Here is a 17,337-nt window from a genome sequence, read left to right as displayed (position 1 = left end):
GGATGCCTTGCCGTCCGGGAGAATTCGAACGGCCGATGCCGGCAGATCGGGAGAGCTCCCGGAAACCGGTGCCCGGTTGTCGGCTAGGGCTGACCGGCCAGCAACCGGATCATCAGCCCGTTGGACTCGGCCAGCAACTCGCCATCGGGGTTGCGCAGTTCGGCGTTCACGAATGCCTTGCGCCCCTCGGCTTCCCGCACCCAGCCGCGGGCGGTCAGCGGGGTGTCGATCGGCGTCACCTTGCGGTATTCCACATGCAGGAACGCGGTCCGGCTGATCGGGCGGCCCGCCGCGTGGATCACCATGCCGAAGACCGAGTCGAACAGCAGCGGCAGGACCCCGCCGTGCACGGCGTAGTTGCCGCCCACCGAGAACCGGCTGAACTGCACCTCGAGTTCGACACCGGCGGGCTCGAAGCGCAGCACCCGGTAGGGCGGCATCAGCAGGCTGCCCGCGCCCGGCAGCGACGGTACCCGGTTGGCCGGCCCGACCCCCTCCCGCGCTTCGAACGGGCCGAGCAGGGCGACGAGTTCGTCGGCGAGATCGGCAGCCCGCGCCCAGGTGTCGGCGTCCGGATCGGCCGAGACCGCGAGATCCTGCACCCGTCGCATGGACGCCAGGAATCGGCCGAAACCCGGGCCCGGCTGCGCCGGCTCGAAGTTCGGGAATCCGCCGTGCCTGTCGTAGTCAGGGTCTTCGCTGCGGGGGTCGCCGGCAGGAACACTCACCCGCAGCCACCGAGAACGTCGTGCCGGACGATGGTCTGGTCCCGGCCCGGGCCCACTCCGATGCACGAGACCCTGGCCCCGGCAAGCTCTTCGAGCCGCAGCACGTAGTCGCGCGCCTTGGCCGGCAGATCGTCGAAGGCACGGCACGAGCTGATGTCCTCCCACCAGCCGGGCAGTTCCTCGTAGACGGGCTCGGCGCGGGCGATGTCGGCCTGCGTCATCGGCATCTCGTCGGTGCGTTTGCCGTCGACCGTGTAGCCCACGCAGATCGGCACCGCCTCGAGGCTGGACAGCACGTCGAGTTTGGTCAGGAAGTAGTCGGTGATGCCGTTGACCCGGGTGGCGTAGCGGGCGATCACGGCGTCGAACCAGCCGCAGCGGCGGCGGCGGCCGGTGGTCACCCCGATCTCACCGCCGGTCTTGGCCAGATACTCGCCGTTCCCGTCGAACAGCTCGGTGGGGAAGGGTCCCGATCCGACCCGCGTGGTGTAGGCCTTCAGGATGCCCAGCACGGTGGTGATCCGGGTCGGGCCGATACCCGAACCCACCGAGGCGCCGCCCGCGGTCGGATTCGACGACGTGACAAAGGGATAGGTGCCGTGGTCGACGTCGAGCAGGGTGCCTTGCGAGCCCTCCAGCAGCACCGTCTCGTCGCGTTCCAGGGCCTCGTTGAGCAGCAGCCGGGTGTCGGCGATGCGGTGTCTGAAGCCCTCGGCCTGGGTGAGCAGGCTGTCCACCACCTCGGCCGGGTCCAGCGCCTTGCGGTTGTAGATCTTGACCAGCACCTGGTTCTTGAACTCCAGTGCGCCCTCGATCTTCTCGGCGAGCAGTGTGGGGTCGAGCACGTCGGCGACGCGGATCCCGATGCGTGCGATCTTGTCCTGATAGCACGGCCCGATGCCCCGGCCGGTGGTGCCGATCTTCTTGCTTCCCGCATAGCGCTCGACCACCTTGTCGATGGCCACGTGGTAGGGCATCAGCAGGTGGGCGTCGGCCGAGATGAGCAGGCGGCCGGTGTCGACCCCGCGGTCTTCGAGGCCGCTCAGCTCGGTCAGCAGCACCCCGGGGTCGACGACCACGCCGTTGCCGATCACGTTCGTCACGCCGGGGGTGAGGATCCCCGACGGGATCAGGTGCAGTGCGAAGTTCTCCCCCGTCGGCAGGACCACGGTGTGCCCCGCGTTGTTCCCGCCCTGGTAGCGCACCACCCATTGGACGCGTCCACCGAGCAGATCGGTGGCCTTTCCTTTGCCCTCGTCACCCCACTGGGCGCCGATGAGCACGATTGCCGGCATGGCGTATTCTCCCGCTAACTCCCGAGCATTCTGCCCTCGATGATGTGAGCAGCCGGTGAGCTACCTTATCCGATCGCCATCGGACCTGATCACCGGCCGTTTGCAAGGAGCAGATTGGACCCGTCGCGTGTCGCGGTTGTGTCGTTCGGCAGCCGCCGGCTGCCGCGGGCGCTGCGTGACCTCGTCGTCCTCGACGGCCCCGACTCCCTCGACGAGACCACCGCGGTGGGCCGGGTCGTCGTGATCGGGTCGGCCGCCGACCTCGCGACGGTGCTGACCCGGCTGCTGCGGATCGGGCGGCTCGACGTCGAGGTGGCCCACCTGCGCCGGCCGTGGCGCGCCAGGCGCGCGCGCACCCGCGCCGCCACCCGGGTGCCGCTGATCCGCGACGAAACCGGCACGGTGATCACCGGTGCGGCGCACTGGCTGCCCCCCGACGGCACGCGCACGCTGCGCGGGGAGGCGGTCGTCGACGACGAGTCGCTGTTCGACGGCGAGGTCACCGGCGTGCGCGTCGAGCCGCTGCCGGCCATGCCGGGGTTACGCGCCGCCGTGCTGTCGCCCCGGCGGCGCCGCCGTCGCTGGGTGGCCGGACGCGCCGTCCAGTTGGGCACCACGGGGGCGCTGGTGATCCGCGACGGCACGCCGGGGCCCCGGCCGGTGCGGCGCTCGACGTTCTACCGCCACACCGAGGGCTGGAAGCGGGTGACCGGCACGTAGCGTGAGGAGGTGAGCGTTCACCCGCTGCACCAGTCGGTGCGGCCCAGCCCCATCTTCCTGGCCCTCGTCGCGGTCACCGCGATCGGTGGGGTGCTGGCATGGCTGTCGGCGGCCCAGGCGCGCCCGCTGGCCTACGTCGGGGTGTTCGTGTTCGTGGTGTTCGGCTGGCTGGTGTCGCTGTGCCTGCACGAGTTCGGGCACGCCTACACCGCCTGGCGGTTCGGGGATCGGGACGTCGCGGTGCGCGGCTACCTCACACTCAACCCGCTGAAGTACTCCCACCCGTTGCTGTCGCTGGCCCTGCCGGTGCTGTTCATCGCACTGGGCGGTTTCGGGCTGCCGGGCGGGGCGGTGTACGTGCGGACCGGTTTCATGAGCCGCCGCCGGCAGACGCTGGTCAGCCTGGCCGGGCCCGCGGTCAACCTGGCGTTCGCGGTGGTGCTGCTGACGCTGACCCGCCTGTTGTACGGCCCGGCCCACTCGGTGTTCTGGGCGGGCGTGGCCTTCCTGGGGTTTCTGCAGGTCACTGCGCTGCTGCTGAACATCCTGCCGATCCCGGGCCTGGACGGCTACGGCGCGCTGGAGCCCCACCTGAGCCCGCAGACCCGGCGCGCGGTCGCGCCCGCCAAGCAGTGGGGCCTGTTCATCCTGGTGCTGCTGCTGTTCTCGCCGCAGCTCAATCAGTGGTTCTTCGGGGCGGTGTACTGGCTCTTCGACCTGTCCGGGGTTCCCCCGGCGCTGTCCATCGACGGCGGCCGGCTGACCCGCTTCTGGTCGGCCTTGCTGTAGTCCGCACGCGGCTGGTAGACCGCGCGGGCCGCCGCCAGCTTCTGGTGCCGCAGCCGTTCGACGACGTCCGGTGCGAAACCGCGTCCCACCGGACGCGCGGGCACCGTGGCCGGATCGTCGACCAGCGTCCAGCCCGACCCGAGATCGATCAGCGAGCGGTGTTTGGTGGCGTAGTAATCCGGGCTGACCGCCAGCGCGACGCCGCAGGCACCGCCCGCCGCGGCGACCATGTGGGGATGGAACCGGGTCGAGATCCACGTCTGATCGGCCGAGACGGGCAGTCCCCGGTCCCACACGTCGACGAACGGATAGAACCGGGCACCCGGCAGCTCGTGCTCGATGAGCGCGTAGACCTCGCGATCGACCCGGGGAATCCCCTCCACCACGCAGACGTCGTTGCCGCTGACCCGCCACCGGTCCAGCATCGACAGCACCGCTCCGGCGACGGCCGAGTTGCCGATGTCGCTCATGTCGGACTGCAGGCACACCATCACCTCCGGCGGCCGTTCGTCGGGCCAGACCTCGCTGGCCCGGACCACCCGCTGCCGCCCGAGGCCCAGGAAGGCATCGTCGATGCCGGCGTCGATGCCCAGCAGCTGCGCCGATTCGGCGTCGCGGACATCGACCACCGCGAACCGGCCGGCCAGGGCGCGCAGCAGCGGCGCCGATCCGGGCACCTCCGGGGTCAGCCCCTGGCCCGTCATCGCCGCCCGCGCACCGGCGTGCCGGGCCGCGGCGGCCGCCCCGGCCAGCAACCCGATGTGGCGCGGCCAGATCGCGTTGACGTAGCCGCCGCCCACCACGTGCACCACGTCGACCCGGTGCAGGGCCATGATGCCGCGGTGCCAGCGGGGCGCCATCCCGGGGTTGGCCACGGCATGCTGCACCCAGGAGGCCACCTCCCAGGCGTCGTCGCTGGGCGCCTCCCAGCACAGCCGCCACAGCGTGTCGGTGAACCTGACCCTCGGATGGGCGTCACCGAACAGCATCTGCGCCGGGCCGGGTGAATGGGTGTCGACCCAGACCGTGGCGTGCGGGGCGACCTGCGCCAGATGGCTGAGCCACCCGTCCAGGATCAGCTCGTCGCCGAAGTTCGGAAAGCCGGCCGTGGCCACCAGGTAATACACAGGCGATTCCCAGGACGTGGCCATCCGGAGATGGTAGCCAAGGCCGGACGGGGCCGCCCCCTTGCCATATATGCGAAATTCCGCATATATTTCTGTTCATGGGAGCCGGACACGACCACAGCCACGGCGATGCCCGCGCCTCCCGGATGGTCATCGCGGCGGGAGTCCTGACCGTCTTCTTCGTCGTCGAGCTGACCACCGCGCTGGCGATCAACTCGATCGCGCTGCTGGCCGACGCCGGGCACATGCTCACCGACCTGGTGGCCATGTTCATGGGTCTCACCGCGGTGCTGCTGGCCAAACACGGCGGCGCATCGCCGTCGCGGACCTACGGCTGGCACCGCGCCGAGGTGTTTACCGCCGTCGCCAACGCGGCTCTGCTGCTCGGAGTCGCCGGCTTCATCCTCTACGAGGCCGTCGAGCGGATCGGAGACGCCCCGGAGGTTCCCGGCGTGCCGATGATCGTCGTCGCGCTGGCGGGCCTGCTCGCCAACGCCGTGGTGGTGCTGCTGCTGCGGTCACACTCCGAGAAGAGCCTGGCGGTCAAGGGTGCCTACATGGAGGTGGTGGCCGACACGGTCGGCAGCGTCGGGGTGCTGATCGCCGGGGTCGTCACGGTCACCACCGGCTGGCCCTACGCCGACGTCGTCGTCGGGGTGCTGGTCGCACTGTGGGTGCTGCCCAGGGCGATCGCGCTGGCCCGCGCCGCGCTGCGGATCCTGTCCGAATCCTCCCCCAGCCACATCGACGTCGAGGAACTGCGCACCGCGCTCAGCGCGGTCGAGGGGGTGACCGAGGTGCACGACCTGCACGTGTGGACGCTGGTGCCGGGAAAGGACATGGTCACCGCGCACCTGACCAGCAGGCGCGAAGCGGCGCTGGTCCTCGACGACGCGCGCGCCGTACTCAGCGCCCGCGGCCTGGATCACTCGACCGTCCAGGTGGAACCGCCCGACGCCGCCGCCGCCTGCGAGTGCGAGAACAGCAACTGGTGAGTCAGCCGAGCCCGAGTTCGGCGCGCGCTGCCGGATCGCAGTCGTCGAGCAGATCCAGGCAGCGCTGGTACTCATCGCGTTCGCCGATGGAATCGGCGGCGCGGGCCAGCGCCGCGACGCAGCGCAGGAAGCCCTGGTTGGGTTCGTGCGCGAACGGCACCGGCCCGAACCCCTTCCAGCCGTTGCGGCGCAGCTGGTCGAGGCCCCGGTGATAACCGGTGCGGGCGTAGGCGTAGGCGGTGACCGCCTTGTCGTCGTCGAGGGCGTCCTCGGCGAGCGTGGCCCAGGCGACCGATGCCGACGGGTGCGCGGCGGCCACGATGGCCGGGTTCTCCGCTGCGTCCAGTTCGGCCTCGGCGGCCGGATCGCCGGGCAGTAGCACTGGTTCTGGTCCGAGCAGGTCACCCATCCGAGTCATGGACCCCATTGTGCCGTGCGGGCGCGGGCGGCAGGCACGGCGGATGGCTAAGCTTCGGCGGTACCGTCGGTGCGGTAGGCACCAGGGAGGACTACAGCAGGGATGTCGAACCCCGAAGGGCCCGATCGCCCGGACGAGACCGCCGAGGAGGTGGCCGTCGGCCACGCTCAGGAACCCCAGGACGGTTCCGGACACGGCGGCGACGGCACCGAAGTCACCGAGGTGCTGCCCAGGCCGGATCCCGAGCACGAACCGACCACCGAGATCATGGTGCCGGCCGATCCGAACGCCGTGGACCCGGTCGCGGAGCCCGGTGAGCGCCGGTTCACCGCGCCGTCCGGGTTCGACGCCGGCTCCACGCAGATCATCCGCCGGACCCCGGACCCCGCCACCGAGTCGTTCGCGGTGACCGACCCGTCGGCCAGCCCGACCGAGGTGTTCGCCGCCCACAAGCCCGCCGGCCCGCAGCTGATCCCGCCGCGCGGCGAGGTCCCCAAGCCGCCGGGCAAGCGGCGCAGCTGGGGTTGGGTGGTGGCGGTCGTGATCATCGTCGCCGCGCTGGCGGCCATCGCGGTCCTGGGCACCCTGCTGCTGACCCGTAACTCGGCCCCCGCGATGTCGCAGGAGGACATGGTGCGGTCCACCATCGAGGACTTCGACGTCGCAGTGCAGAACGGCGATCTGGCCACGCTGCGCAGCATCACCTGCGGGGCGACCAGGGACAGCTACGTCCGCTACGACGACAAGGCCTGGGCGGACACGCACGCCCGGGTCGCGGCGGCCAAGCAGTATCCGGTGGTCGCCAGCATCGACCAGGTGGTGATCAACGGCGACCACGCCGAGGCCAACGTCACGACGTTCATGGCGTTCGCACCGCAGACCCGCTCGACGCGAAGCTTCGACCTGCAGTTCCGCGACGACCACTGGAAGATCTGTCAGGCGCCGACGGGCTGACTCCGGGCCTTAACAGCAGCTCTTCACGGCGAAACCCACGTTGTGCAGGCGATCACTCGCACTTTCGCTGCACAACGTGGGTTTCGACGCGGTAAGACTCGGCGTTCGGCTCAGGCCGACACGGAGCGACCCGCGCTGTGCAGGTCCTGGCAGGCCTCGACGACCCGCTCACTCATCGACGCCTCTGCCTTCTTGAGGTAGCTGCGCGGGTCGTAGACCTTCTTGTTACCCACCTCGCCGTCGATCTTCAGCACGCCGTCGTAGTTGCTGAACATGTGACCGGCCAGCGGTCGGGTGAACGCGTACTGGGTGTCGGTGTCGACGTTCATCTTGACCACGCCGTACTTGAGCGAGTCCTCGATCTCGGACTTCAGCGACCCCGAACCGCCGTGGAAGACGAAATCGAACGGCTTGGAGCCCTCCGCCAGCCCGAGCTTGGCGGAGGCCACCTTCTGGCCCTCGGCCAGCACCTCGGGCTTGAGCACCACGTTGCCCGGCTTGTACACGCCGTGCACATTGCCGAACGTGGCGGCCAGCAGGTACTTGCCGTGCTCGCCCGCGCCGAGCGCCTCGATGGTCTTCTCGAAGTCCTCGGGCGTGGTGTAGAGCTTGTCGTTGATCTCGGCCTCGACACCGTCCTCTTCGCCGCCCACGACGCCGATCTCGATCTCCAGGATGATCTTGGCGGCCGCGGCCTGCTTGAGCAGCTCCTGCGCGATCGACAGGTTCTCGTTGATCGGCACCGCCGATCCGTCCCACATGTGCGACTGGAACAGCGGGTTCCGTCCCTTGGCCACCCGCTCGGCGGAGATCGCCAGCAGCGGACGCACGTAGGTGTCCAGCTTGTCCTTGGGGCAGTGGTCGGTGTGCAGCGCGACGGTGATCGGGTACTTCTCGGCGATCACGTGCGCGAACTCGGCGAGCCCCACCGCGCCGGTCACCATGTCCTTGACCCCCAGGCCGGACGCGAACTCCGCACCGCCCGTGGAGAATTGGATGATGCCGTCGGAGCCGGCGTCGGCGAATCCCTTGATGGCGGCGTTCAGGCTCTCCGATCCGACGCAGTTGATGGCCGGGAACGCGAACGAGTGCTCCTTGGCGCGGCCCAGCATCTCGGCATAGACCTCGGGCGTGGCGATGGGCATCTGTCTTCCTCTCGACTGGCCGGCTTTGCACGCAGTATCTCAAGAACGGCCCGACCGCACACGGTTAGCACCATCCGGTACCGGGCCCGGCCCCCGTCAATCGCTGCCGGGGCCGCGATGTGGAGGACCTATCCGACAGTAGACCCGCTCCCGCGCATGCGGGAGCCGCCCGCCCGCCCCGGTACCCTCGGAGCCGTGGTCGTCGACAATCTCGCGCTGATGCCCGATTTCCTGGACCCGATCGCCCTGCTCGGCTACTTCGGCACCTGGGCCCTGGTCGGGTTGCTCGTGGTCGTCTTCGTCGAGTCCGGCGTGCTGTTCCCGGTGCTGCCGGGCGATTCGCTGCTGTTCGTGGCGGGGATGCTCGCCGCAGGCACCGCAGCAGCCGCCCAGGACGGCAGCGTGCAGGCCAATTTCCAGTTGTGGCAGCTGTTGGTGTTCATCCCGATTGCCGCGATCCTCGGCGGCCAGGTCGGTTACTGGATCGGTCGCAACATCGGCACCGCCATGTTCAAGCCCAATGCCCGCTTCCTCAAGCAGCGCTATCTCGACGAGGCGCATCTGTTCTTCGAGCAGCGTGGACCGTTCGCGATCGTGATCGCCCGGTTCGTCCCGATCGTGCGCACGCTGGCACCGATCACCGCGGGCGCGGCCAAGATGAACTACGCGGTCTTCACGCTCTACAACGCCGTCGGCGCGGCGATCTGGGGCATCGGCCTGACCCTGCTCGGCTACTGGCTGGGCCGATTCGAGATCATCCAGAAGCTGCTCGAGCCGATCGTCATCGTGATCGTCGTGCTCTCGGTGCTGCCGATGCTCATCGAGTGGTACAAACGGCGCAAAGTCGCCAGGCAGGCCGGTGGCGCGACGGAGGCGGAGCCGACCACCTAGCCGCCGGGCCGGGACCGCTCGAGCGCCCGGATCAGGCTCGCGGCGTCCCACGGACCCTTGTGCCGCTTGCCGTTGACGAACAGCGTCGGTGTTGCGTTGAGATCCATCGCCTCGGCGTCCTCGGCGTCGTCGGTCACCCGGTGCAGCACCTTCGACGAGTGCACCCGCACATCCTGGTCGAACTGCTCGATGTCGCATCCGGCCCTCACCGCGTAGCGGTACATGTCCGACCACTCCAGGTCGTCCTGGTGCTCGAACAACTCGTGCGCCATCTCCCAGAACCTGCCCTGCAGGGCGGCCGCCTCACTGGCCCGTGCCGCGTCGAACGCCCGCGGATGGGCCCGCTCCAGCGGGAAGTGCCGCCACACATCGCGCAGGTCGTCGCCGAAGTGGTCGCGCACCTCGTCGATCGCGCCGGTGGCGCGGCTACAGAACGGGCACTCGAAGTCGCCGTACTCGACCAGGGTCAGTGGCGCATCGTTGCGCCCGCGGATGTGGTCACGGTCGGGATCCACCGGACGAAGCAGCGTCAACCCGACCGGCTCGGGCGGGCTGAGCCAGTCGGTGATACGGAAGATCGCCCAGCCCAGCGCGAAGGCGATGATCGACGCGGACAGCACGCCGATCCGCGCCTGGTCCTGCCTGCCGGGCTCGGAGATCGCGATGTCGACGATGAACAGCGAGATCGTGAACCCGATTCCCGACAGTGCCGCACCACCGGCGATGCGGCGCAACGTCAGCCCGGGCGCAAGTACGCCCATCCCGGAGCGCGCCATCAACCAGGTGGCGGCGGTGATGCCGACGAACTTCCCCACCACCAGGCCCGCCACGATGCCCCAGGTCAGCGGCGAGCGCAGCGCCGTGGCCAGGCTCTCGGCGTCCAGCCGGACACCGGCGTTGACGAGGGCGAACAGCGGCAGGATGCCGAACGACACGATCGGGCCGACCGCCGTCTGCAGCCGTTCGTTGATCGAGATCGATGCCCGCAGCGACCGGCTGGCCTCCCGGGCGTACTGGGAGTTCGGCGACTGACGGAACGCCCTGATCTGCTCGACGGCGCGTTCCACCGGCCGGCGTTCCGGCGTGAACACCGGGATCGACAGCGCCACCGCGACACCGGCCAGTGTCGGGTGGACACCCGCCAGGTACAGAGCGATCCACAGCGCCACCCCCAGTACGGCGTAGGCCGGCCCGCGGGCCACCCGGACGAAACGCACCAGCGCGAGCGCAACGATCAACACGATAGCGACCACCAGCGGGATCACCTGGATGCTGTCGGAGTAGAACAACGCGATCGCGCCGAGCGCGCCGACGTCGTCGACCACCGCCAGGGTCAGCAGGAACAGCCGCACCCGCGCCGGGAACTTGGGTTTGATGATGGCCAGCGCGCCGACCAGGAAAGCCGTGTCGGTGGAGATCACCACGCCCCAGGCTTGCGCGTTCTCCCCGGTGGAGTTGAACAGCAGAAACACCACGGCCGGCAGCACCAGACCGGCCGCAGCCGCGACCACCGGCACCGCGGCGCGTGACCGGTCGGTCAACTCGCCGATGGTGAATTCGCGGGTCACCTCCAGCCCGACGATGAAGAAGAAGAACGTCATCAGCGCGTCGTTGACGACGTGCTTGACGGACATCTCGAAGTGCGCGTCACCGAAGCCGATCGCCATGTGGGTTTCCAGCAGCTGCGAATAGCTCTGCGCCCAAGGCGAATTCGCCCACAGAATGGCGAAGACGGTACAGGCCAGCAGTAGGGCGGCCGCGGTGTTGTCCGATGTCTTGGTGGCCTTGCTGCCCCGGATCAGCCGCGACGGGAGCAGCGGGAACCCCCGTGGGGCAAGCTGCTCAGCCACCGGCGCCGGTCTCGGGGGAATCCGATTCGTCGCCCGCGACGGCACCCGATTCGTCGCCCGCGACGGCACCCGATTCGTCGCCCGCGACGGCACCCGATTCGTCGCCCGCGACGGTGTGCGCGGCTTCCATCAGCATCCATCCCGCCAGCTGGACCGACAGGTCGCGCTCCGGGATCGCCGATGAGCTCACCGCACCGTCGACCACCTCGGCGTGCTTGGCCGTCGTGGTCGGCAACTCGGCGTCACGTTCCCAGAACGCACCGAACAGCGGCAGACCCTCGGCCGTCTGCCGGTTGTCCCACGCGGCCCGAGCCGACGCCAGCACCAGTTCCCGCGCGGTTTCCCGCGCCGTCTCGTCGGCGGCCACCCGCCTGGGCAACGTCGTGACGACGAGCGCCAGGTAGCGCGCCAGGATGCCGTGGAACAGCCCGCCGTCCCCGCCGCCCGCGCCACGGATGACCCCGTCGGGCGCCATGTGCTCGGCGACCGCCCCGACCAGTCGGTGCACCCGCTCGGCGTGCTCGTGGCCGGTGTCGTCGATACGTGCGGCCAATTCGGTCTCCAGCCCGAGCACCACACCCTGGCAGTAGGTGTACTGCGCACGCACCAGCGAGCCGGCCTTGATGCCGTCGAAGACGAGGTGGGTCTCCGGGTCGATCAGGGTTTCGTCGATCCATTCGGCCATCTGCTGGGCCCTTCTCAGCCGGTCGTCGTAACGGGCCAGGAAGATGCCTGCGGGCCCGTTGGCGGGCGCGTTGAAAAACTGGTCCTGCTTGCGCCACGGGATCCCGCCGCCGTCCTCGGGCACCCACGCGGTGATGAACTGCTCGGAGAGCTTCTTCAGCGCCTTGGGTCTGCTCACCCCGGCCAGTCGGCCGGCCCGCTCCAGGGCCAGCGCCAGCCAGGCCATGTCGTCGTAGTAGCTGTTGGTCCAGGATCCGAGGTTGCGCCAGTGGTGGCCGCGGATCTGCCGGGCGATCGAGCCGAGACGCTCCGGTGTGGGATCGCGTAGCTGCGCGTCGACCAGATTGTCCAGCAGGTGGGCCTGCCACCAGTAGTGCCAGGTGGCGAACCGGCGGTAGCGTCTCGCGGCGGGCCACGCCACCACCCCGAGTTGGGTCCCCGGCATACCCCACAACCTGCGAAGATGCCGTTTGGTGATGGCGGCCTCGGCACTGGCCGCGCGGTTGGCCCACATCTGATCCATGGTGTTGATCCTGCCTTACCGACAGCTCCATGGGTATGAGACATTTGTGTTTCATATGAGCTATAGTCGTCTCATGTCTCGTGAGCAGTTGCTGCGTGCGGCGGCCGACTACCTCGGCCGCCGCCCGAACGCGACCCAGGACGAGATCGCCGGCGCCGTCGGCGTCAGCCGAGCCACCCTGCACCGGCACTTCGCCGGCCGGGCGGCCCTGATGACGGCGCTCGAGGACCTGGCCATCACCGAGATGCGCGAGGTGCTGGCAGCCGTACGACTGGACGAGGGACCGGCCACCGACGCGCTGCAGCGACTGGTGTCGGCCTGCCGGCCGGTGTCGCCCTATCTGGCGCTGCTCTACAGCCAGAGCCAGGATCTCGACCCCGACGCCACGGTCGAGGCATGGGACGACGTCGACGGCCAGATCAGCACCCTGTTCGCCCGCGGGCAGCGCGACGGCGAGTTCCGTCCGGAGCTACCCGCCGCCTGGCTGACCGAGATGTTCTACAGCGTGGTCTGCGGGACCGCCTGGGCCATCCAGGTGGGCCGCGTGGCCGCCCGTGATTTCGACCGACTCATCATCGAACTACTAATCAATGGAGTGAAGACCTCATGACCCGGCGCTGGCTTGCTCTCGGCGTCCTGACCACGGCCATCCTGATCATCGGGGTGGACGGCACCGTTCTGGCGCTGGCGACCCCGTTCATCAGTGCCGACCTGTCGGCCACCGGCACCCAGCTGCTCTGGATCGGTGACATCTACTCGTTCGTGCTGGCCGCGCTGCTGATCACCATGGGCAGCCTCGGCGACCGGATCGGACAGAAGAGGCTGCTGCTCTGGGGCGCAACGGCATTCGCGATCATCTCGGCGGCGTCCGCGTACGCGGACTCGGCGCAGATGCTGATCGTGATGCGCGCCCTGCTGGGCGTCGCGGGTGCGACGCTGACCCCGGCCACCCTGGCGCTGATCCGCGGGCTGTTCGCCGACCAGCGCGAACGCAGCATCGCGGTCGGGATCTGGGCCGCGGCCTTCTCCGCGGGCGCGGCGCTGGGCCCCGTGGTCGGCGGCCTGCTGCTCGAGCACTTCTGGTGGGGCTCGGTGTTCCTGATCAACATCCCGGTCATGGTGGTGCTGATCGTCGGCGGCATCGTGTTGCTGCCCGAGCACCGCAACCCGCAGCCGGGGCCGTGGGACCTGCCCAGCGTCGGCCTGTCCATGGTCGGCATGGTGGGCGTGGTCTACGCCATCAAGGAGGGTTTCACCGGTGCGGCGCACGGCGTGCCGACCGATGCGGTCGTCGCGGCGCTCCTCGGCGCCGGCGCGCTGGCGGTGTTCGTCAGGCGCCAGCTTCGGCTGCGCGCACCGCTGATCGACGTCCGGCTGTTCGCCAACCCGGTGTTCACCGGCGTGGTCGTCGCCGACCTGCTGTCCGTGCTCGGGTTGTCGGGTCTGGTGTTCTTCCTGTCGCAGTACTTCCAGCTGGTCCACGGCTATGGGCCGCTGCAGGCCGGGCTGGCCGAGTTGCCTGCCGCGGTGACCGCCACCGTGTTCGGCGTCGTCGCCGGCCTGGCGGTGCGCCACTTCTCGCACCGGGCGGTGCTGACCGCCGGGCTGGCGCTCGTCGGCGTCGCGATGGCCGCGCTGATGGCGGCGTTGACGTTCCTCGGCCCGGTCACGCCCTATCCCCCGCTGGGCCTGGCCCTGTTCGTCGTCGGGGTCGGCCTCGGTCTGGCGTTCACCGCGTCCAGCGACGTGATCCTGGCCTCGGTGCCCAAGGAGCGGGCCGGCTCGGCGGCCGCGGTCTCCGAGACCGCCTACGAACTCGGTATGGCGCTGGGCATCGCCACGCTCGGCTCGATCGTCACCGCGGTGTACCGGACCGTGGCCGTCGCCCCGGGCGTCCCCGCCGGGGTGGCCGCGCAGGCGCGCGACTCGCTGCCCAACGCGATCCACGCGGCCGGGCAACTGCCGGCGAACCAGTCGGCCGAGTTGATCGCCGCCGCCCGCGACGCGTTCACCGGCGGTCTGGCCATCGCATCCGGCGTCGGCGCGGTCCTGCTGCTGACCTCGGCGGTGGCCGTCTGGCTGCTGCTGGGCCGCCGCCCGTCACCAGGCGCGGCCGAGGTCGGCGTGCTGGCGGATCCAGGCGTGCATGGCGATCCCCGCGGCGACGGCGGCGTTGAGGCTGCGCGTGGAGCCGAACTGTGCGATCGACACCGTCGCCTGGGCACCGGTTTTCGCCTCGGCGGTGATCCCCGGTCCCTCCTGTCCGAAGACCAGCAGACAGTCCCGCGGGAGCGTGACGTCCTCGATGCGTGACGCCCCGGGGACGTTGTCGACCGCGACGACGGCCAACCCGGCCGCCGCGGCGAAGTCGAGCAGTTCGTCGGTGTTGTCGTGGTGGCACAGCCGCTGGTAGCGGTCGGTCACCATGGCGCCCCGCCGATTCCATCGCCGGCGGCCGACGATGTGCACGGTGTGTACCGCGAATGCGTTCGCGGTGCGCACCACCGCACCGATGTTGGCGTCGTTGCCGAAGTTCTCGATCGCGATGTGCAGCGGGTGCCGGCGCCCGTCGATGTCGGTGATGATCGCCTCGCGGGTCCAATACCGGTAAGCGTCAACGACATTGCGGGTGTCCCCGGCACGCAGCAGCTCATGGTCGTGGCGCGGGTCGTCGGGCCACGGCCCCTGCCAGGGGCCCACCCCGACGCCCTCGCCCCACTCGGTCGGCCCGGGAAGCTCAGTCATCCACGGTCCAGAGTGCATTGATCTCGCCCGTGACGGCGGCGAGCGCGATCGCGGCCGGCTGCGCGGCTACCCGCACCGGAACTCAGGTGCGGTCACGGCCCCTGCCCACGACTCTTGTCAACGCGCGCAGCATGTTCCGCGGCACCATGCGTCCGCCGGTGGTCAGCACCTTGTACTGCAGGCCCGGGACGATCACGACCCTGCCCTTGGCAACGTCAGCCATCGTCTCGCGTACCACGTCGTCGACCTCGAGCCACAGGAACGACGCGGTGCCGGCCATGTCGATGCCGGCGCGCTCGTGGAACTCGGTGCGGACGAAACCCGGGCACAGCGCGTGCACGCCGACGCCGGTACCCCTCAGCCCGTTGGCCAGCCCCTCGGAGAACGACACCACCCACGCCTTGGACGCCGAGTACGTCGATCCGCGTCCGGGCACCAGGCCGGCCACGCTGGCCACGTTGAGCACGGTGCCGCGGCCGGCGGCCAGCATCGCGGGCAGCGCGGCGTGGGTCAGCTGCATGACCGCGGTGACGTTGACGTCCAGCTGCGCCTGCAGCTGGACGAAATCAGTCGTCCAGAACTCCCCGGACGTGCCGAACCCGGCATTGTTGACCAGCACGTCCACCCCGGCCCGCACCCGCTCCGCGACGGCCTCCCGGTCGTCGGCCACCGCCAGGTCCGCCGGGAGCACCTCGACGTGGGCGCCGGCTTCGTCGTGCAGTTCGGCCGCCAGCCGGGCCAGGCGCTCCTCGTCGCGAGCGACCAGCACCAGGTCGTAGCCGTCGACGGCGTAGCGGCGCGCGAACCCCTCACCGAGCCCGGACGTCGGTCCGGTGATGAGGGCGACGGGGCGGGACATGCCCCAGAGGATACTTATCGCTGATAGTTGGGTGACTGCCGACCGCTACGCGCGGGCGGCTGGCCGGGGTGCATCGGCTCCGGCCGCGGCGGCGCGGCTTCGGGCCTGCCGGGTTCCGGCCGCAGGGCACCCGGTCGCCCCGGCTGATCGCCCATCGCGGGGCCCAGCTCGGCCGTGCCGGCGGGTGCGGGCGTCAGCGGACGGCTCGGCGATCCGCTGCGGCGCGCGATCGGCTGCCCGGACACCGCCGTGGGCATCGGCGGCAGCACCCGCAACAGATCGTTGAACTGACGCACCGTGCGCAGGCCCTCGTCCCACTGCGCGCGGGTGCAGCTGACGGGCATGCTGACCAGCGTCCAGTTCTGTTCGTTCCACATGATCTCGGCGCAGTCCGGCGCGGTGTGGGCGAAGGTGACCATCCGGCGGTCGCAGGCGCGCCGGGCGGCGTCGAGGTTGGTCGAATACACCATCCGCGGTCCGATGGCCCCGAGCAGCCAGATGTCGCTCTCCCTGGGCTCCTTGATGCCCTTCAGCCGCATGTCGACCACGACGTTGGTACCGACCTTGCGGTGCAGCGCGATGACGGTCGCGACGTCCTCGAGGTCGAAGATGAAGACCGCCTCGCCGCGGATCTGGCCGAGCACCACGTTGCGGGCCGTCACGTCGCCCACCGTGGACATCACGCCACGCTTCCAGCGCTTGAGGATGTCGGTGGATTCGGTCTCGTAGTCGAACCCGTGCGACTTGGCCCAGGACTTGCGGCGACGGCCCAGACCGCGGCGTCGGTCGAGATCGATGTACAGCAGCACGCCCGCACCCACGAAGCAGAGTGCGGACAGCGTGAACCAAAGCGGGACCATTGCGGCCTAGCCTATCTGCTCAGTCGGCCGAACCCCGAACTTCAGCAGGTCACGACCGCGTCACAGCACCGACTGCGCACTCCGATCAGAAGACGCGCCCGGGTGTGGGTGGAGCCGCGACGATGCCGGGCAGGACGAAGGTACGCACGAAGCGGCGCACGGTGTCGGGATCATCGGCCCCCGGGACAACGTCCATCAGCAGCGAAAGGGCCACGCTGAGGACGTATCTTCCGACGTCTACGGGGTCCAGCCCGGGGCGGAGGCGGTCGCGGAACAGCTCGAACAGCTGCTCGTAGAGCCCGCTGACCTTCACCCTCAGGGCATCCGAGTTCGCGAGCATGCTCGCCACCCCGTGCTCGGCGCCGGAGGACAACAACGTGAGCAGCGGGTCACGGCTGACGACGGTCGTCACGAAGACCAGCGACTCGGTGATCAGGCCGCAGACGTCGTCCGTGGGTATCAACTCCTGCACCACCTGACCGACATATCGGTCCATGACCTCGGCCGCCACCGCCACGACGAGCTCGTCGCGCCCGCTGAAATGCCGGTACAGCACGGTTCGGGTGACGCCCGCGCTTCGGGCCACCTCGGCCATCGTCACGTCCAGACCGCGTTCGGCGAAGAGCCGTCCGGCGGCGTCGACCAATGCCTGTCGCGCCTGGATGGGACTGTTCCCGCCGCCCGCCGGACGTCCCCGGCGCCGGGGAGCGTCGCGATCCGGAATAGTTGACATGTGATCCTGACTGTATATTAT

At 69.8% G+C, this 17,337-nt stretch carries 17 protein-coding genes and 1 pseudogene; 7 read left to right on the top strand and 11 right to left on the bottom strand.

The window, feature by feature from the left end:
* Positions 1–83: 83 nt before the first annotated feature.
* On the bottom strand, positions 84–728 hold the full coding sequence (locus JDV09_RS07505; RefSeq protein ID WP_221368469.1) for a PaaI family thioesterase: 645 nt from the start codon (positions 726–728) through the stop codon (positions 84–86).
* Positions 725–2,023 carry an adenylosuccinate synthase gene (locus JDV09_RS07500; RefSeq protein WP_221368468.1) on the bottom strand — a complete coding sequence of 433 codons (1,299 nt, stop codon included), beginning with the start codon at positions 2,021–2,023 and terminating at the stop codon, positions 725–727. The genes JDV09_RS07505 and JDV09_RS07500 overlap by 4 nt, the downstream gene beginning before the upstream one ends.
* A 114-nt stretch (positions 2,024–2,137) precedes the next feature.
* On the opposite strand from JDV09_RS07500, the gene JDV09_RS07495 reads away from it, so the two are divergent.
* Positions 2,138–2,743: a peptidase M50 gene (locus JDV09_RS07495; protein WP_221368467.1), complete on the top strand. Its 606-nt coding sequence runs from the start codon at positions 2,138–2,140 to the stop codon at positions 2,741–2,743.
* 9 nt (positions 2,744–2,752) lie between these two features.
* The gene (locus tag JDV09_RS07490) at positions 2,753–3,532 is read left to right on the top strand and encodes a site-2 protease family protein (protein ID WP_221368466.1); all 780 of its coding nucleotides are present in this window, start codon (positions 2,753–2,755) and stop codon (positions 3,530–3,532) included.
* On the opposite strand, the gene JDV09_RS07485 is transcribed toward JDV09_RS07490, so the two are convergent.
* Positions 3,424–4,683: a polysaccharide pyruvyl transferase family protein gene (locus JDV09_RS07485; RefSeq protein ID WP_221368465.1), complete on the bottom strand. Its 1,260-nt coding sequence runs from the start codon at positions 4,681–4,683 to the stop codon at positions 3,424–3,426. The genes JDV09_RS07490 and JDV09_RS07485 overlap by 109 nt on opposite strands.
* Positions 4,684–4,757: 74 nt before the next feature.
* Between JDV09_RS07485 and JDV09_RS07480 the strand changes: the two genes are divergently transcribed.
* Positions 4,758–5,654, top strand: a complete 897-nt coding sequence (locus tag JDV09_RS07480) for a cation diffusion facilitator family transporter (RefSeq protein ID WP_221368464.1) — start codon at positions 4,758–4,760, stop codon at positions 5,652–5,654.
* A 1-nt stretch (position 5,655) separates the two neighbouring features.
* On the opposite strand, the gene JDV09_RS07475 is transcribed toward JDV09_RS07480, so the two are convergent.
* Complete coding sequence (locus JDV09_RS07475; RefSeq protein WP_221368463.1) at positions 5,656–6,072, bottom strand: DUF3151 domain-containing protein; 417 nt, start codon at positions 6,070–6,072, stop codon at positions 5,656–5,658.
* 102 nt (positions 6,073–6,174) lie between these two features.
* Between JDV09_RS07475 and JDV09_RS07470 the strand changes: the two genes are divergently transcribed.
* Complete coding sequence (locus JDV09_RS07470) at positions 6,175–7,026, top strand: Rv0361 family membrane protein (protein ID WP_221368462.1); 852 nt, start codon at positions 6,175–6,177, stop codon at positions 7,024–7,026.
* Between the two features lie 110 nt (positions 7,027–7,136).
* On the opposite strand, the gene fbaA is transcribed toward JDV09_RS07470, so the two are convergent.
* A complete protein-coding gene (fbaA, locus tag JDV09_RS07465) occupies positions 7,137–8,171 on the bottom strand; it encodes a class II fructose-bisphosphate aldolase (RefSeq protein WP_221368461.1) in 1,035 nt (344 codons plus the stop codon).
* A gap of 219 nt (positions 8,172–8,390) precedes the next feature.
* Between fbaA and JDV09_RS07460 the strand changes: the two genes are divergently transcribed.
* Positions 8,391–9,062 carry a DedA family protein gene (locus JDV09_RS07460; RefSeq protein WP_221368514.1) on the top strand — a complete coding sequence of 224 codons (672 nt, stop codon included), beginning with the start codon at positions 8,391–8,393 and terminating at the stop codon, positions 9,060–9,062.
* Here the strand turns inward: JDV09_RS07460 and nhaA are convergent.
* Positions 9,059–10,912 carry a Na+/H+ antiporter NhaA gene (nhaA, locus tag JDV09_RS07455; RefSeq protein WP_221368460.1) on the bottom strand — a complete coding sequence of 618 codons (1,854 nt, stop codon included), beginning with the start codon at positions 10,910–10,912 and terminating at the stop codon, positions 9,059–9,061. The two genes, JDV09_RS07460 and nhaA, sit on opposite strands and share 4 nt — an antisense overlap.
* A complete protein-coding gene (locus tag JDV09_RS07450) occupies positions 10,905–12,119 on the bottom strand; it encodes a glycoside hydrolase family 76 protein (protein ID WP_221368459.1) in 1,215 nt (404 codons plus the stop codon). The genes nhaA and JDV09_RS07450 overlap by 8 nt, the downstream gene beginning before the upstream one ends.
* 73 nt (positions 12,120–12,192) lie before the next feature.
* On the opposite strand from JDV09_RS07450, the gene JDV09_RS07445 reads away from it, so the two are divergent.
* Both JDV09_RS07445 and JDV09_RS07440 read left to right on the top strand, forming a co-directional pair.
* Positions 12,193–12,729 (top strand): TetR/AcrR family transcriptional regulator, encoded by a 537-nt coding sequence (locus tag JDV09_RS07445; protein WP_221368458.1) that lies wholly within the window; start codon positions 12,193–12,195, stop codon positions 12,727–12,729.
* A pseudogene (locus JDV09_RS07440) lies at positions 12,726–14,330 on the top strand (MFS transporter); the annotation flags it as partial. The gene JDV09_RS07445 and the pseudogene JDV09_RS07440, both read left to right, overlap by 4 nt.
* Here JDV09_RS07440 and JDV09_RS07435 read toward each other — a convergent pair.
* From JDV09_RS07435 to JDV09_RS07420, 4 genes are all read right to left on the bottom strand, one after another.
* On the bottom strand, positions 14,220–14,864 hold the full coding sequence (locus JDV09_RS07435) for a TrmH family RNA methyltransferase (RefSeq protein ID WP_221368457.1): 645 nt from the start codon (positions 14,862–14,864) through the stop codon (positions 14,220–14,222). The pseudogene JDV09_RS07440 and the gene JDV09_RS07435 sit on opposite strands and share 111 nt — an antisense overlap.
* Positions 14,865–14,946: 82 nt before the next feature.
* On the bottom strand, positions 14,947–15,723 hold the full coding sequence (locus JDV09_RS07430; protein WP_221368456.1) for an SDR family NAD(P)-dependent oxidoreductase: 777 nt from the start codon (positions 15,721–15,723) through the stop codon (positions 14,947–14,949).
* 14 nt (positions 15,724–15,737) lie between these two features.
* Positions 15,738–16,583 carry a trehalose monomycolate transport factor TtfA gene (ttfA, locus tag JDV09_RS07425; RefSeq protein ID WP_221368455.1) on the bottom strand — a complete coding sequence of 282 codons (846 nt, stop codon included), beginning with the start codon at positions 16,581–16,583 and terminating at the stop codon, positions 15,738–15,740.
* 85 nt (positions 16,584–16,668) lie between these two features.
* The gene (locus tag JDV09_RS07420; protein ID WP_221368454.1) at positions 16,669–17,316 is read right to left on the bottom strand and encodes a TetR/AcrR family transcriptional regulator; all 648 of its coding nucleotides are present in this window, start codon (positions 17,314–17,316) and stop codon (positions 16,669–16,671) included.
* Positions 17,317–17,337: the final 21 nt, after the last annotated feature.

The organism is Mycolicibacterium xanthum (genome assembly GCF_019710635.1).
Classification (GTDB): Bacteria; Actinomycetota; Actinomycetes; order Mycobacteriales; family Mycobacteriaceae; genus Mycobacterium; species Mycobacterium xanthum.
The sequence above is the reverse complement of the archived record's forward strand: the minus strand, read 5'-3'. Positions and strand labels throughout refer to the sequence as shown.